The sequence below is a fragment of the Streptomyces sp. NTD91 genome, from assembly GCF_059510455.1.
Genome location: NZ_JCAJZW010000005.1, coordinates 284,094 through 300,136, shown reverse-complemented (window position 1 = coordinate 300,136; position 16,043 = coordinate 284,094). Strand labels below are relative to the sequence as shown.

Here is a 16,043-nt window from a genome sequence, read left to right as displayed (position 1 = left end):
GAAGCAGAACCCCGCCTTCGGGCTGGGCTCCTACACCGAGTTGCAGTCCACCAACCCGGCGGTGCTCGCCTTCCTGCGGGAGTACGAGGACGACCTTGTGCTGTGCGTCCACAACTTCTCCCGGTTCGCGCAGCCCACGGAGCTGGACCTGAGCCGGTTCAACGGGCGGCATCCGGTCGAGTTGTTCGGCGGCGTCCGCTTCCCGGCGGTCGGCGAACTCCCCTACCTGCTCACCCTCGCGGGTCACGGCTTCTACTGGTTCCGGCTGCGGCGCGACGTCGCCTAGTGCCGCGGCAGGCAACGTTTGCCCGTCAAGGAGCGGCGTCCGGTGCGTGCTCTCGGCGTGCCGGGTGCAAGCCCTCGTACTGGCTGTACTCGGGTTCGTGCCCGGTGCGGCGAGTGGGGGCACCTCCCACGCCCTTGAGGCAGTGGGGGAGCGTGCCGGGCGTCGCGACGGGGCGAACGTTGCCTGTTGCCGCACTAGGGCGTGTTTCGAAAGTCCCGTCTGGTCCGCGACGCCTGGCACGGCACCTCGCCGCGTTGTCGGGATCGTCCACGTACGCCCGGTACGAGGACGACCGACCCTCCGCCTTGCGATGCACCACACCAGACGCCGCGGACCCCGCCCTCCGGGCGGACGACGCCACTTTCGAAACACGCCCTAGAACCCTCGAGGTGGGGCGGTTTCCCCCGCCCCACCCGGGGCACGCAACAGTGATACCCCTCGCGCTCCGGGGAAAGGACGTGAACGCCCATGGCGGAAACGGTCACCTCGTCCGGCACCACCACCCCGCTCCTCGCCTCCCTGGACCCCTTGCTGCGGGAGTGGCTGCCGAGGCAGCGCTGGTTCGCCGGCAAGGGCCGCCCGGTCACCGGCTTCACCCCCGTCGCCGTCACCGAACTGCTGCCGCCGGACGGCCGGCTGGGCCTGTACCACCTGCTTCTGCGCGTCCACCAGCCGTCCACGCTGGGCGCCGAGACGCACCCGGGCGACTGCTACCAGCTCCTCATAGGCGTGCGCGAGGCGCTGCCGCCCCGGCTGGCGCCCGCGCTGATCGGACACGTCGAGGACGGACCGCTCGCCGGACGCACGGTGTACGAGGCCCTGTACGACCCCCGGCCCGCCGAAGTGCTCCTGGAGGCCCTGCGCACCCAGGCCCGCATCGGCGGGCTGTGTTTCGAGCGGGATCCGCGCCAGGAGATACGCGAGGGGCTGGTGGCCCGGCTGATGACCGCGGAGCAGTCCAACTCCTCGGTGGTCTACGGCGATACGTTCATCCTGAAGTTGTTGCGCCGGGTGGAGCCCGGCATCAACCCCGACCTGGAGCTGCCGCTGGCGCTGGCCGGCGAGGGCTGCCCACGGGTGCCCGCGCCGACGGCCTGGCTGCACGCCGAGATCGACGACGAGTCGTACGTCCTCGCGGTGCTCCAGCCCTTCGTCAGCGGGGCGAGCGACGGCTGGGAGCTGGCGCTGCGCGAGCTGGCCAAGGGTGAGGACTTCGCCGCCGAGGCTCGGGCGCTGGGCCGGGCCACCGCCGAGGTGCACACGGCGCTCGCCCGGGCGCTGCCGACGGTGACCCTCGGCCAGGCGCAGCTGGGGGCGCTGGTCGACGGGATGACCGGGCGGCTGGAGGCGGCCGTCCAGGCGGTGCCGGGCCTGCGCCCGTACGCGGCCGGGCTGCGCTCCGCCTACCGGGCGCTGGCCGATCTCGCCGCCGAGGGTCGCACCTGGACCGCCCAGCGCATCCACGGCGATCTGCACCTGGGCCAGTGCCTGCGCTCGCCGTCCGGCCAGTGGTCGCTGATCGACTTCGAGGGGGAGCCGGCCCGGCCGCCGGCCGAACGCCGGATGCCGCAGCCACCGGTGCGGGACATCGCGGGGATGCTCCGCTCCTTCGACTACGCCGCCCACTCCGTGAGCCCGCCCGCGCCGGACTGGGCGCACGCGTGCCGGGCCGCCTACTGCTGCGGGTACGCGGAGGTGGCCGGCCGCGACCCGCGCACCGACGCGGTGCTGCTGCGGGCCTTCGAGACCGACAAGGCGGTCTACGAGGTCGTCTACGAGGCCCGGCACCGGCCCGACTGGCTCCCCGTGCCGCTCTCGGCGATCCGTCGCCTCGCCGCGTGACGGCCGGCCCGCCGCGCGAAGAACCCATCGCCGCGCGAAGACACCATCGCCGCGCGAAGACCAGGAGGCTCGTCCGTGACACGCAACAAGTCAGCCACGCCGAAGCACACGTCCGGCGCGGGCAGGGCCGAGCAGAAGGCCGCTCCCGCGACCGAACCCGCCCAGGTCCCCAAGGCACGCGCGCCCGAGCCGGCATCCGTCGCGGAGGCCGTCGTTCCCGCCCCCCTGGACACGGCCGACCGTGAGCGCCTGCTCCGCGGCACCCACCACGACCCGCACGCGGTGCTGGGGGCGCACCGGGTGCCGGGCGGGATCGCCTTCCGCGCCTTCCGCCCGTACGCCGAGTCCGTCACCGTGGCCGCCGGAGCGCTGCGGGCCGACCTGCTGGACGAGGGCGACGGCTTCTTCTCCGGGCTGCTGCCGCTCGCCGAGGTCCCCGGGTACCGGCTGCTCGTGACGTACGACGGCACGGTCCAGGAGACGGAGGACCCCTACCGTTTCCTGCCCACTCTCGGTGAGCTGGACCTGCATCTGATCGGCGAGGGCCGGCACGAACAGCTGTGGCAGGCGCTCGGCGCCCATGTCGCCACCCGTCAGGGCGTGTCCGGCACCCGGTTCGCGGTGTGGGCGCCGGACGCCCGGGGCGTGCGGATCGCGGGCACCTTCAACTTCTGGGACGGCACCGGCTTCCCGATGCGCTCGCTGGGCTCCTCCGGGGTGTGGGAGCTGTTCGTGCCGGGGATCGGCGCGGGCGAGACGTACAAGTTCGAGATCACCCGCCCGGACGGCTCGCGCACCCTGCGCGCCGATCCGCTGGCCCGCCGTACCGAGGTGCCGCCCGCGACCGCGTCGATCGTGGACGTCTCGGAGTACGAGTGGGCGGACGCGGAGTGGATGGCGCACCGCGCGGACACCCCGGTGCACGAGGCCCCCTTCTCCGTCTACGAGGTGCACCTTTCCTCCTGGCGGCCCGGCCTGACCTACCGCCAGATCGCCGAGGAACTTCCCGCGTACGTCCGTGACCTGGGCTTCACCCACGTGGAGCTGATGCCGGTCGCCGAGCATCCCTTCGGCGGCTCCTGGGGCTACCAGGTCACCGGCTTCTACGCGCCTACGGCCCGGCTCGGCACCCCGGACGACTTCCGGTACCTGGTGGACCGGCTGCACCAGGCCGGCATCGGGGTGCTGATGGACTGGGTGCCTGCGCACTTCCCGCGCGACGACTGGGCGCTGGCCGAGTTCGACGGACGTCCGCTGTACGAGCACCACGATCCGCTGCGGGCCGCGCATCCGGACTGGGGCACCCTGGAGTTCGACTTCGGGCGCCGCGAGGTGCGCAACTTCCTGGTGGCGAACGCCGTGTACTGGTGCGAGGAGTTCCACATCGACGGGCTGCGCGTGGACGCGGTGGCCTCCATGCTGTACCTCGACTACTCGCGGGAACCGGGCCGGTGGACCCCGAACGAGCACGGCGGCCGGGAGAACCTGGACGCGGTGGCGTTCCTGCAGGAGATGAACGCCACCGTCTACCGGCGCTGCCCGGGCGTGGTGACCATCGCCGAGGAGTCCACGGCGTGGGACGGCGTCACCCGCCCCACCCACCACAAGGGGCCCAGCGGCTTCGGCGGGCTCGGCTTCGGGCTGAAGTGGAACATGGGCTGGATGCACGACTCGCTGCAGTACATGAGCCACGAGCCGGTCCACCGCACGTACCACCACCACGAGATGACGTTCTCGATGGTGTACGCCTACAGCGAGAACTACGTCCTTCCGATCTCCCACGACGAGGTCGTGCACGGCAAGCGGTCCCTGGTGTCGAAGATGCCGGGCGACTGGTGGCAGCAGCGTGCGAACCACCGCGCGTACCTGGGCTTCATGTGGGCCCACCCGGGCAAGCAACTCCTCTTCATGGGCCAGGAGTTCGCGCAGGGTTCCGAGTGGTCGGAGGTGCACGGGCCCGACTGGTGGCTGCTGGATCCGTCCTACGGCGCCGCGGCCGACCACCGGGGCGTGCTGAACGTCGTACGGGACCTGAACGCGCTGTACCGGGCCACTCCGGCGCTGTGGCAACGGGACACCGACCCGGCGGGCTTCCAGTGGGTCACCGGGGACGCGGCGGACGACAACGTCTTCGCCTTCCTGCGCCTGGACGCCGGCGGCTGCCCGCTGCTGGCGGTGTCGAACTTCTCCCCGGTCGTCCGGCACGGCTACCGGCTCGGCGTCCCGGACGACGTCCCGGCCTGGCACGAGTCCCTGAACACGGACGCCGCGCGGTACGGCGGCGGCGACGTCACCAACCCCGACATCATCAAACCGGAACCGCAGGGACGGCACGGCCGCCCGGCGAGCATCCGGCTGACCCTGCCCCCACTGGCCACGGTGTGGCTGCGCCCGGCCTAGGGCGTGTTTCGAAAGTAGCGTCGTCCGCCCGGAGGGCGGGGTCCGCGGCGTCTGGTGCGGTGCATCGCAAGGCGGAGGGTCCTCCTCGTACCGGGCGTACGCGGACGATCCCGACAACGCGGCGAGGTGCCGTGCCAGGCGTCGCGGACCAGACGGGACTTTCGAAACACGCCCCAGGGCCCCAACAGGGAACGTTCGCCCCGTCGCGACGCCGGGCACGCTCGCCCACTGCCTGGGGGGCGTGGGAGGTCCCCCCCACTCGCCCCACCGCCGACAGCACGCACCCGGACGCCGCTTTCGACGGGCGGACGTTGCCTGCCGGGACCCTGGCCGGGGCGCTGCGTCCGTGACCAACACGCCCGGGTCCGCGTCCCGCCCGCGTGTGCCCCGGGCGCCCGGGGCCCGCCTCGCATACCGGGGCGGGCCCGGTCCGGCCGGCCGTCGCGGACGGCGGCGAAGCAGGCGCCGAACCGGCTCGCTCGCGGCATGGCGGCGCCTCCCCGCGCCTCCCGGCCTCAGCACCCGCGCGGGTTCAGGCGGTGGCTCGCACGCGCACGGCTCAGGCCCCACCGCCCTCCAGCGCCTTCGGCAGGTCGCCGGTGTGCAGCACCCCCAGCCTCTGGGTCGCCCGGGTCAGAGCGACGTACAGGTCGCTCGTGCCGTAGTCGCCGGGCTCCACCACCAAAACCGAGTCGAATTCGAGGCCCTTGGCCTGGCGGGGGTCGAGCAGGACGACGGTGCGGGTCAGGTCGGGCTCGGCGCCGGCCGTGACACCGTCCAGCCGGCCGGCCAGCGAGCGGTGCAACCCGCGCGGGGCGATGACCGCGAGACGGCCCTCGGCCGGGGCGAGTTCGGCGACCGCCTCGGCGACGGCCTCGGGCAGGTCGCCGTCGGCCCGCCGCACCCAGGGCCGCACGCCGGTCGACCGGACCGAGCTGGGCGGCTCGAAGTCCGGGTGCTCGGCGCGGACCACGGCAGCGGCCAGCTCCATGATCTCGGCGGGAGTGCGATAGTTCACGCCGAGCCGGGTGTGCTCCCAGCGGTCCTCGACATAGGGCGCGAGGATGTCCGCCCAGGAGCCGACACCGGCCGCCTCGGCGGTCTGCGCGGGGTCGCCGACCAGGGTCATCGAGCGGGTCGGGCTGCGCCGCATCAGCAGCCGCCAGGCCATCGGCGACAGTTCCTGCGCCTCGTCCACGATGATGTGCCCGAAGGCCCAGGTGCGGTCGGCCGCGGCCCGCTCGGCGGCGCTGCGGCGGTCAGTCTCCTCCTGCCGCTCGGCGAAGCGTTCGGCGTCGATGATGTCGTGGGCGGACAGCACCTCCGACTCCTCGTCGTCCTTGTCCTCGAACTCGTAGGTCCGGGACGCGTACGACACGTCCAGCACACCCTGCGCGTAGGCGATCTGGGTCTCGCGCTCACGCTCGGCGCGGGCCCGTGTCAGCCTGTCGTCCTCGCCGAGGAGTTCGGCGGCCTCGTCCAGCAGGGGCACGTCGGCGACGGTCCAGGCGCGGGTCACCGGGCGCCGGACGGCATCGGCGTCCGCGTCCGGGAGGTGGCGGTCGGGCTGCGCGAGGAAGTCGGCGACCAGGCGCTGCGGGGTGATCCTGGGCCACAGCCGGTCGATCGCGGCCCAGACCTCGGGGTTCTCGGCGAGTTCGTCGCGGATCTGGGTGATGTCGGAGGCGTCGAGCAGGCTGGAGCCGTCGTACGGGTCGGTGCCCACGCGTTCGGCGTACAGCTCGGTGAGGGTGTTGAGGATGTGGCCCTCGAAGTGCTCGCGGGCCGCGTTGTGCGGCAGCTTGGCGGCGCGGGTGCGCTCGCGGGCGACGCTCACCAGGCCGTCGTCCAGCATCAGCACCTCGCGGTCGTGCTCGATCGCGATCACCGGGTCGGGCAGGGCCTGCCGGTCGCGTACGACGGCGGCGAGCACGTCGGCCATGCCGGCGCGGCCCTTCACGGCCGCGGCCTCGGGCGTGTCGGTGGCGGTCGCCTTCACGCCGGGGAACAGCTCACCGACCGTGGCCAGCAGCACGCCGGTCTCGCCGAGCGAGGGGAGCACCTCGCCGATGTAGCCGAGGAACGCCGGGTTGGGGCCGACGATCAGAACGGCCCGACGGGCCAGCAGCTCCCGGTGCTCGTACAGCAGGTACGCCGCCCGGTGCAGGGCGACCGCCGTCTTGCCGGTGCCCGGGCCGCCCTCGACCACCAGCACCCCGCGGTGCGGCGCCCGGATGATCTCGTCCTGCTCGGCCTGGATGGTCTGCACGATGTCGCTCATCCGGCCGGTGCGCGCCGAGTTCAGCGCGGCCAGCAGCACGGCGTCGCCGCTCGGGTCCTCGTACCCGGTGCGGGTGGTGTCGCCGAGGTCGAGGATCTCGTCGTGCAGCGAGGTCACGGTACGGCCCTCGGTGCCGATGTGCCGACGTCGGCGCAGGCCCATCGGGGTGTGACCGGTGGCCAGGTAGAAGGGGCGGGCGACGTCGGCCCGCCAGTCGATCAGGATCGGGGTGCGCTCGGCGTCGTCCTCCCGCAGCCCGATCCGGCCGATGTGGTGGCCGGTGCCGTCGGCGAGGTCGATCCGGCCGAAGCACAGCGAGCCGTCGACGGCGTTCAGCGCCGCCAGCAGCCCCGAGCGCTCGGCGACGAGGATGTCCCGCTCGAGCCGGGCCTGCATGGGCTTGTCACCCTGGGCGAGCGCGTCCGCGACCGAGGACTCGGCCTCGCCGCGCAGCACGTCCACGCGTGCGTACAGTCCGTCGATGAATTCCTGCTCGCGGCGCAATTCATCGTCGGGAAATTCACTGTTCGACCACTCCGCGTTTGACAATTCCGCTCCCGCCCGGATATAGTGTGCTCACTGGATCCCTCCGCGACATTCAGAATTGAAGTCGCGAACCATTGAATATACGCACAGAAATCCCCCGAGCGCAATTGCTCAGGGGATTTTTTCGTGGGCGGATCCGCTTCACAGCACGTCGGCCAGCTCCTCCAGCAGCCGCCGCTTGGGCCGGGCTCCGACCATCGAACGCACCGGCTCGCCGTCCCGGAAGACCAGCAGTGTCGGCGTCGACAGCACCCCGTGGGCGACCGTCGTCTCCGGATTGCGGTCCACGTCGATCTGCACGACCTTCAGCCGGTCACCCTCCTCGAGGGCGATGTCCTTCAGCACCGGCGCCAGCTGCCGGCACGGCCCGCACCAGTCCGCCGTGAACTGCACCAGCACCGGCAGGTCCGATCCCTTCACCTCCGTGTCGAAATCCGCGTCCGTCACCTCGGTCAGTCCGCTCACCAGACTCATCGCGCAGGCCCTCCCAGCTCGCACACGGGCTCCGGACCCCCCGGAACCAGCGCCTCGGCGGCCAGCGCGTCCCGGGCCAGCTCGGCCCGGCGCAACTGCCCGGCGACCGTCTCCCGCACCGCCGACAGCTGCCCGATGAGCGCGTCCAGCTCGGCCAGCTTGCGCCGGTAGACCTGGAGCGAGGCCGGGCAGGAGTCGCCCTCCGGATGCCCGGCGCGCAGGCACTCCACGAAGGGCCGGGTCTCCTCCAGCTCGAACCCGAAGTCCTGCAGCGTCCGGATCTGCTCCAGCAGCCTGAGGTCGTCCTCGTCGTACGTGCGGTAGCCCTTGTCGTCGCGCCTGGCCGGCAACAGCCCGCGCGCCTCGTAGTACCGCAGGGTGCGGGTCGTGGTCCCGGCCCGTACGGCCAGCTCGCCGATTCGCATGCCCACGACGGTAGGGCTTGACGTCGACGTCAGGGCAAGAGGGCTCGAGCCGGCCGGCGCGGCCGTCCGGGCGTCGAAAGCTACGCGTGGACCACCCCGGCGGACTCCTCCACCTCCAGCAGTGAGGCGCTGTGCCGCTCCTCCTCGAACGCGCGGCGGCCGCCGCGCAGCCCGAACAGGCGCTTGGCCAGAGCGATGTACAGCACCGCGAGGATGTTGAGGACGAGCGTGATGATCTTCACATAGCTGACCTTCTCGGTCAGTTCGTAGATCTCCAGGGGGAGGAAGGCAGCGGTCGCGACGACGGTCAGATACTCGGCCCAGCGCTTGGCGTACCACAGGCCGACCGCCTCCACCAGCTCGATCAGCGCGTAGGCGAGGAGCAGGGCGGCGACCAGCAGCAGCGTGGAGTGCTTGTAGCCGAACGCCTTCTGGATCGAGCCGACGACCGGCGAATGGTCGAGGTCGTAGTGGAAGTGCCGGAAGACCGGGCGGAAGACGTCCAGGTTCTCGTTGAAGAGCCGGCGCACCGCGTCCTGGCTGTTGCTGAACCTCCACACCGCCACCGCGACCAGCACGATGAACACGCCGCGCACGGCCCGCTCGATCGCCAGGAAGCGGAGGATGAACAGGTCCCGCAGCACCTTGCCGCGCGGCACGAGCGGCGCGTCGGCGGCCGGTCCGGAGCCGTGCGGCTCGTCGAGCACGAAGTCACCGCAGCGCAGACACCGCCAGACGTCCCCGAGCGCGGTCTCGGCGTGCAGCCGGATCCGCAGCCGCGGGTCGTCGGGCGCGTAGGTGACATGCCCCTTGCGCGCGCAGGTCCGCCGGTCCCAGTCGATACTCATCCCCCGTGCCTCCCAACAGGTGCTGACTCATCCATACGGACGTACGGACGCCACGCACGAACGTGCCGTTCCGACCGGTCCGGAGCGGCACGTTAGTGCATGGCGGCACAGGGGGGTCAGCGCGCCGAGCTGTCCACCAGTTCCCTCTCCTCGGTCTTCACCTCCGGCGCGGCGGGGGTGCGGCCCGGGAGCAGGACCACCACCAGGACCGTGCCGATGCCGAGGATCACCGCGCCGGTCAGGCTGGTGTGGGCGACGGCGTCGGAGAAGGAGGAGCCGACCGCGTCGGCCATCCGTCGGGCGCCGGATGCGAGTTCCGCGGCCTGCTGCTCGAGCTGCGCGGCCTGCTGGGCATTGCTCGCGTGTGCCGCCTGCCCGGCCAGTGCGTGCGCCCTGTCCCCGATTCCGTGGGCGACCGCGTATCCGGCGCCGACCGAGTCCCGGGCCGTGTCCAGGGCGCTCGCCGGGAGCTTGCTGCCGGCGGTCGCCTCGCGCAGGTGGTTGCCGTACGACGTGGCGAGCAGCGAGCCGAGGATCGCGATGCCGAGGGAGCCGCCCAGCTCCAGCGAGGTGTCGTTGACCGCGCCGCCGACGCCCAGCTCGGACTCCGGGAAGGCGCCCATGATCGCGTCGGTGCAGGGCGAGAGGGCGAGACCGATGGCGAGGCCCAGGATCATCAGGGGCGCCAGGAAGTCGGAGTACGTCGACCCCGCGTCGACCCGGGTCAGCAGTGCAAGAGCCGTCGTGCCACCGACCATGCCCGCGGTGACGGTCCACTTCATGCCGACGCGCGGGGTGAGCCAGCCGGTGACCGCCGAGCCGACGAAGACCGCACCGGCCAGCGGCAGCATCCGTACGCCGGTCTCCAGGGCGTCGTAGCCGAGGACGAACTGCAGGTGCTGGGTCAGGTAGTAGAAGGCGCCGAACACCGCGAGGAAGAACAGGGCGACGGCCAGGTTGGACCCGGCGAACCGGCGGTTCGCGAAGCGGCGGACGTCCAGGATCGGCCGGGGGTGGCGCAGCTCCCGGACGACGAAGGCGACGAGTCCGACGCCCGCGACGACCGCCGCCGTGACCGCCTTCACGCCCCAGCCGAAGTGCGGGCCCTCGATGATCATGTAGACGAGCGAGCCGGTCCAGACGACGGACAGCAGTCCGCCGACGTAGTCGATGCGGTCGTGGTGACCGGCCCTGGAGGGCGGGACCAGGACGAAGGCGGCGACGAGGGCGACAGCCGCGACGGGCACGTTGATCAGGAAGGTCGAGGACCAGCCGTGGCCGCGCAGCAGGGCGCCGGCGACCACGGGTCCGGCGGCGATGGCGAGCCCGGCCGTGGCCGTCCACAGGGTGATCGCGCGGGCCCGCTCCTCGCGCGGGAAGGTCGCGGCCAGCAGGGAGAGGGTCGCCGGCATGATCAGCGCCGCGCCGACGCCCATCACTGCGCGGGCCGCGATGACGGTCGCCGCGCTGTCGGCGAGGTAGCCGAGGACGGCGCCGCCGCCGAACACCACGAGCCCGAGGACGAGCGCTCCGCGCCGGCTGTACTTGTCGCCGATCGCGCCGAGCACCAGCATCAGCGCGGCGTAGGGGACGGTGTAGCCGTCGATCACCCACTGCAGGTCGGCGCCGGTCAGTCCGAGGTCCTTCGTCATGTCGGGCGCCGCGACCGTGAGGGCGGTGTTGGCCATCACGATGATCAGCAGGCTCAGGCAGAGCACGAGCAGTGCCCACCAGCGCCGGGCGTACGGGCGCTCCATCTTCTCGACCGGTTCGGTCATGACGAGTCGCATGGCAGGGGTCGCCTTCCTCGGTGCGCGACGAGCGTTGATCTGCACACTGGCGTGCAATTGCACAACCCTGTGCAATGTACGTCGTTGCACAGTACTGTGCAAGTCGGTCCGATGGGCGGAAGCGGGTGGGGAGGGAGGGCAGAATGGCCGCCATGACCACGGGTAACACCAGCCGCGCCGGCGCCAACCGGCGCCGCATCCTCGACGTCGCCCTCGCCGAACTGCTGCGCGATCCCGATGCCTCCATGGACCAGATCGCGCGCGCGGCAGGGGTCGTACGGCGGACCGTGTACGGCCACTTCCCCAGCCGCGAGGCGCTGATCAGCACGCTGGTCGACGAGGCGGTGCAGGCTCTGGCGGACGCGGACGCCGGAGCGCGCGCGGGCGTGGCCGACCCGGCGGAGGCGGTGGCCCGCTCGGTGCTGGCCCTCTGGGAGATCGCCGACCGCTACCGGCTGCTGATCGCGCTGGCCCAGCGCACGGTCACCGTCCAGGGCATCCGCGAACGTCTCGCCCCGCTGCGCGCGGGCACGGTCCGGCTGCTCCAGCAGGGCCTTGACGAGGGCGTGTTCAGCTCACCGCTGCCGGCGCCGGCCCTGGCGTACGTGCACGAGCAGATGCTCTTCGCGGTCATGGAGGCGGTGAACGACGGACTCCTGACAGCGCGGGAGGCGGGCCGCTCGGCCACGGTCACGGTGCTGACCGCGGCGGGCGTGCCCGCGTCCCTGGCCACCGCGCTGGTGGCCAGGGTGAGTGTGTGACAGGAAGGAGCCGGGCGGCCGAGGTACGGGGGACCTCGGCCGCCCGGCGGCGGTGCCGGAGGCCCGGCCCGGGTTCAGGCGGGGCCGGGCCTCCGGAGTCTTCTCAGCGGCGGGGTCAGGCCTCGGCCAGCTCCCCGTCCCTCGGCCCGGGCATCCCGGTGACCTGGCCCTGGTGGTCGTCCAGCAGTGTCGTCTCGTCGAACGGCAGCTCGCCGGCCAGCACGCGCTCCACACGGGCCCTGTCGATCTCCTTGGTCCAGGAGCCGATCAGCACCGTGGCCACCGCGTTGCCCGTGAAGTTCGTCAGCGCGCGCGCCTCGCTCATGAACCGGTCGATGCCGACGATCAGGCCCACGCCGTCGACCAGGGCGGGCCGGTGCGACTGGAGCGCGCCGGCGAGAGTGGCGAGCCCGGCTCCGGAGACGCCCGCGGCGCCCTTGGACGCGACCATCATGAACAGCAGCAGGGTGATCTGCTCGCCCAGGTGCAGCGGCTGTCCCAGGGCGTCGGCGATGAACAGGGACGCCATGGTCAGGTAGATCATGGTGCCGTCGAGGTTGAAGGAGTAGCCGGTCGGCACGGTGATACCGACGACCGGGCGGCTCACGCCCAGGTGCTCCATCTTGGCGATCAGGCGCGGCAGGGCGGTGTCCGAGGACGAGGTCGACAGGATGAGCAGGAACTCGCGGCCGAGGTACCTCAGCAGCTTCAGGATGTTGACCTTGGCGACGAACCACAGCACCGGACCGAGCACCAGGCCGACGAAGAGCACACAGGTGATGTAGAAGGCCAGCATGATCGTGCCGAGGGCCTTCAGCGCCTCGACACCGGTCTCCCCGACGACCGCGGCGATGGCGCCGAACGCGCCCACCGGCGCCGCCCACATGATCATCGACAGGACCCGGAAGACCAGCTTCTGGATGTGTCCGATGCCCCGCAGGACCGGCTCGCCGGACGTGCCCATCGCCTGCACGGCGAAGCCGACCAGCAGCGCGACGAGCAGCGTCTGGAGCACGACCCCGCCGGTGAAGGCGGAGACGAACGTGGTCGGGACGATGCTCAACAGGAAGTCGACGAGACCCTCGCTGCCGCTCGCGGCCTGGGTGTGTCCCGCCTGCTTGGCCGCCTCGGTGAGGTGCATGCCCGAACCGGGGTGGAGGACGTTGCCGACCACCAGGCCGATGGCCAGGGCCACGAACGACATGCCGATGAAGTAGGTCAGCGCGAGGCCGCCCAGCCTGCCGACCTTCGCGGCGCTGCGGATCGAACCGACGCCGGTGACGATCGTGCAGAAGATGACGGGCGTGATCATCATCTTGATCAGGTTCACGAAGCCCGTGCCGAGCGGCTTGAGCTCCTTGGCGAAGTCCGGCGCGGCGAATCCCACCGCGATGCCGAACGCGACGGCCACGATCACGGCGATGTACAGGAAATGGGTGCGGTCCCGCTTCGCGCGGGGTGCGGCAGGTGCCGTGTCGGGGGTGCTGGCGGCCACGACTGCCCTCCTTGACGTCTTCGTCGGTGAACAACCGGCGTGCGGCTCACGTCCGGGGGTTGCTGGGGAATGCCGTGACTATCTCCCGAGCTGTGAGGGCGGTCACCCTTCCGTTCATTTAGTTCACGCTCGGGCGGGGAGGCACACTGCAGGCATGCGCTTTCCGTCCCTGCCCCGCCCGCGCAGCCTGGCCGCCCAGCTGTTCGCCATGCAGGCCGTGCTGATCGCGCTGGTCGTGGCCGGATACGCGCTGTTCACCTATGTGAGCGACCGGCGGCAGGCCGAGGACGCGGCCGCCTCCCAGGCCACGGCGGTGGCCCGTTCGATCGCCGACTCCCCCTCGGTCCGCGCGGCCGTCCGCACCCCCGACCCGTCCTCCCGACTGCAGCCGTACGCCCTGCAGGTCATGCGGGACGCGAAGGTCGACTTCGTCACGATCATGACCCCGTCCGGCATCCGCTGGACCCACCCGGACCCGAAGCAGATCGGCAGGCGCTTCCTCGGCACGATCGCCCCCGCCCGGCACGGCCGCACCTTCACGGAGACCTACACCGGCACGCTCGGCCCGTCCGTCCGCGCAGTGACCCCGGTGGAGGACGGCGGCCGGATCGTCGGGCTGGTCAGCGCCGGCATCAAGGTGGAGACGATCAGCGAGCGGGTCCAGGACCAGGTGACGGCACTGCTCGGGGTGGCCGGCGGCACCCTGCTGCTCGGAGCGGTCGGCACGTACGTGATCAACGCGCGCCTGCGCCGCCACACCCACGGCATGAACGCCACCGAGCTGAGCCGGATGCACGACTACCACCAGGCGGCGCTGCACGCGGTCCGCGAGGGCCTGCTGATGCTGGACGGGCAGTTCCGGGTGGCCCTCATCAACGACGGCGGTCGGGACCTGCTGGGCGTCGGCAGCGAGGAGGAGGTGGTCGGCCGCTCGGTCGCCGGCCTGGGCCTGCCGGGCCCGCTGACCGGCGCGCTGCTGTCCCGCGAACCCCGGGTGGACGAGGTGCACCTGACGGCGTCCCGGGTGCTGGTGGTGAACACGTCCCCGGTGTCGGGCGGTGAGCGCCGCGGCACGGTGGTCACACTGCGCGATGTCACCGAACTCCAGTCCCTGATGGGCGAGTTGGACTCGGAGCGGGGCTTCACCCAGGCCCTGCGCTCACAGGCGCACGAGGCCGCGAACCGGCTGCACACGGTGGTCTCGCTGATCGAGCTCGGCCGGGCCGAGGAGGCGGTGGAATTCGCCACGGCGGAACTGGAGCTGGCCCAGGCGCTCACCGACCAGGTGGTCGCGGCGGTCGGCGAACCGGTGCTCGCGGCCCTGCTGCTGGGCAAGACGGCCCAGGCCAACGAGCGGGGCGTGGAACTGGTGGTGTCCCCGGACAGCCGCCTCGACGACGGCCTGCTCCCCGCCGACCTGTCCGCGCGGGACCTCGTCACCATCCTCGGCAACCTGATCGACAACGCGGTGGACGCGGCACAGGGCAGCGACCGGGCCCGGGTGACGGTGACGGCGTACGCCTCGGACGGCGAGGTCGTGCTGCGGGTGTCCGACACGGGCCCCGGCCTCGACCCGGCCCATGCCGGCCTGGTATTCCAGCGGGGGTACTCCACGAAGCCGGCCGGGCCCGGCGGGCGGGGGCTCGGGCTGGCCCTGGTCCGGCAGGCGGTGACCCGCCACGAGGGCGCGTTGACAGTGGCGGAATCCGACGAGGACGGCGAGGGCGGAGCGGTGTTCGAGGTGCGGTTGCCCCTGCGTACGCCCGCGGGCGGCCGCAGATGACGGACGAGCGACAGCCCATTCGCGTCCTGGTGGTCGAGGACGATCCGGTGGCCGCCGACGCCCATGTCATGTACGTCGGCCGGGTGCCGGGATTCGTCGCGGTCGGCACGGCGCACACGGGGGCCGAGGCGCGCCGCCTCCTGGACCGTACGGCCGTGGACCTGCTGCTGCTGGACCTGCACCTCCCGGACGTGCACGGCCTGCAGTTCGCCCGCTCGCTGCGCGCAGCCGGACATCACGCGGACGTGATAGCGGTGACGTCGGCGCGAGACCTGACGATGGTCCGGGAGGGGGTGTCCCTGGGCGTCGTCCAGTACGTGCTGAAGCCGTTCACCTTCGCCACGCTGCGGGACCGGCTCGTGCGCTACGCCGAGTTCCACGCGGCGGCGGGCGAGGCGAGCGGCCAGGACGAGGTCGACCGCGCCCTGGCCACGCTCCGCGCCCCCTCCCCCGCCGCTCTTCCCAAGGGCCTGAGCGGGCCGACGCTGGAGCGGGTGACGGGCGCCCTGCGGGACGCCGCCGACGGCCTCACCGCGGCCGGTGTCGCGGAGGCCGTGGGCATCTCCCGGATCACCGCGCGCCGCTATCTGGAGCACCTGGTCGACGCGGGCCGGGCCGCCCGCAGCCCGCTGTACGGACAGGTGGGCCGGCCGGAACTGGTGTACCGGTGGGTGTCGCAGGGGCGGTGAGACCGGGAGGGCCCGCCGCGCCGTGCGGTGACACGCCGCCGAGTTCTCCGGAGGGCCGCCGCCGTCGGCCATGTCGTCGACCAGGACGTCACCTGTCACGTGTACGAGCAGGTGGAGTCGCAGGGCTCACCCGCGCACGACTTCATGCGCTGGTACACCGCGGACCACTCCAACGGGTGCCACGCCACGATCGTCCGCCGGAACGACGGGCAGACGACCGGCATCGAAGGCCGCGAGATCACCACGACCGGCTCGGACGCCGGCGCCTGGTACTACTGCCGCAACAGGCGGCGTTCGCCCCGTCGCGACGCCCGGCACGCTCCCCCACTGCCTCAAGGGCGTGGGAGGTGCCCCCACTCGCCGCACCGGGCACAAACCCAAGTACAGCCAGTACGGGGGCTTGCACCCGGCACGCCGAGAGCA

At 72.2% G+C, this 16,043-nt stretch carries 12 protein-coding genes; 6 read left to right on the top strand and 6 right to left on the bottom strand.

Annotated features, from left to right (window positions below; translation table 11 throughout):
• The 3 genes from AC5WRT_RS08910 to glgB form a co-directional block, all read left to right on the top strand.
• The coding region (locus AC5WRT_RS08910) for an alpha-glucosidase C-terminal domain-containing protein (RefSeq protein ID WP_496093444.1) at nucleotides 1–286 on the top strand (286 nt) is incomplete at its 5' end.
• A gap of 468 nt (nucleotides 287–754) precedes the next feature.
• On the top strand, nucleotides 755–2,128 hold the full coding sequence (locus AC5WRT_RS08905) for a maltokinase N-terminal cap-like domain-containing protein (protein WP_496093445.1): 1,374 nt from the start codon (nucleotides 755–757) through the stop codon (nucleotides 2,126–2,128).
• 75 nt (nucleotides 2,129–2,203) lie between these two features.
• A complete protein-coding gene (gene glgB, locus AC5WRT_RS08900) occupies nucleotides 2,204–4,528 on the top strand; it encodes a 1,4-alpha-glucan branching enzyme (RefSeq protein WP_496093446.1) in 2,325 nt (774 codons plus the stop codon).
• A gap of 559 nt (nucleotides 4,529–5,087) precedes the next feature.
• On the opposite strand, the gene AC5WRT_RS08895 is transcribed toward glgB, so the two are convergent.
• The 5 genes from AC5WRT_RS08895 to AC5WRT_RS08875 all read right to left on the bottom strand — a co-directional run bounded on the left by AC5WRT_RS08895 (nucleotide 5,088) and on the right by AC5WRT_RS08875 (nucleotide 10,892).
• A complete protein-coding gene (locus AC5WRT_RS08895) occupies nucleotides 5,088–7,376 on the bottom strand; it encodes a HelD family protein (protein WP_496093614.1) in 2,289 nt (762 codons plus the stop codon).
• Nucleotides 7,377–7,496: 120 nt separating this feature from the next.
• Nucleotides 7,497–7,829 carry a thioredoxin gene (gene trxA, locus AC5WRT_RS08890; RefSeq protein ID WP_496093447.1) on the bottom strand — a complete coding sequence of 111 codons (333 nt, stop codon included), beginning with the start codon at nucleotides 7,827–7,829 and terminating at the stop codon, nucleotides 7,497–7,499.
• Complete coding sequence (locus AC5WRT_RS08885) at nucleotides 7,826–8,254, bottom strand: MerR family transcriptional regulator (RefSeq protein WP_496093448.1); 429 nt, start codon at nucleotides 8,252–8,254, stop codon at nucleotides 7,826–7,828. The genes trxA and AC5WRT_RS08885 overlap by 4 nt, the downstream gene beginning before the upstream one ends.
• Nucleotides 8,255–8,334: 80 nt before the next feature.
• The gene (locus AC5WRT_RS08880; RefSeq protein WP_496093449.1) at nucleotides 8,335–9,102 is read right to left on the bottom strand and encodes a DUF2127 domain-containing protein; all 768 of its coding nucleotides are present in this window, start codon (nucleotides 9,100–9,102) and stop codon (nucleotides 8,335–8,337) included.
• A 116-nt stretch (nucleotides 9,103–9,218) separates the two neighbouring features.
• Entirely contained in the window at nucleotides 9,219–10,892 is a 1,674-nt protein-coding gene (locus tag AC5WRT_RS08875) for an MFS transporter (protein WP_496093450.1), read from the bottom strand.
• 143 nt (nucleotides 10,893–11,035) lie between these two features.
• Here AC5WRT_RS08875 and AC5WRT_RS08870 point away from each other — a divergent pair, with 143 nt between their 5' ends.
• Nucleotides 11,036–11,653, top strand: a complete 618-nt coding sequence (locus tag AC5WRT_RS08870; protein WP_496093451.1) for a TetR/AcrR family transcriptional regulator — start codon at nucleotides 11,036–11,038, stop codon at nucleotides 11,651–11,653.
• A 115-nt stretch (nucleotides 11,654–11,768) separates the two neighbouring features.
• Here AC5WRT_RS08870 and AC5WRT_RS08865 read toward each other — a convergent pair whose 3' ends face one another.
• The gene (locus tag AC5WRT_RS08865; RefSeq protein WP_496093452.1) at nucleotides 11,769–13,148 is read right to left on the bottom strand and encodes a cation:dicarboxylate symporter family transporter; all 1,380 of its coding nucleotides are present in this window, start codon (nucleotides 13,146–13,148) and stop codon (nucleotides 11,769–11,771) included.
• Between the two features lie 154 nt (nucleotides 13,149–13,302).
• On the opposite strand from AC5WRT_RS08865, the gene AC5WRT_RS08860 reads away from it, so the two are divergent.
• Together AC5WRT_RS08860 and AC5WRT_RS08855 are read left to right on the top strand one after the other, a co-directional pair.
• A complete protein-coding gene (locus tag AC5WRT_RS08860) occupies nucleotides 13,303–14,931 on the top strand; it encodes a sensor histidine kinase (RefSeq protein WP_496093453.1) in 1,629 nt (542 codons plus the stop codon).
• Nucleotides 14,928–15,620 (top strand): response regulator, encoded by a 693-nt coding sequence (locus AC5WRT_RS08855; protein ID WP_496093454.1) that lies wholly within the window; start codon nucleotides 14,928–14,930, stop codon nucleotides 15,618–15,620. Before AC5WRT_RS08860 ends, AC5WRT_RS08855 begins: the two co-directional genes overlap by 4 nt.
• The last annotated feature ends 423 nt before the right edge of the window (nucleotides 15,621–16,043 follow it).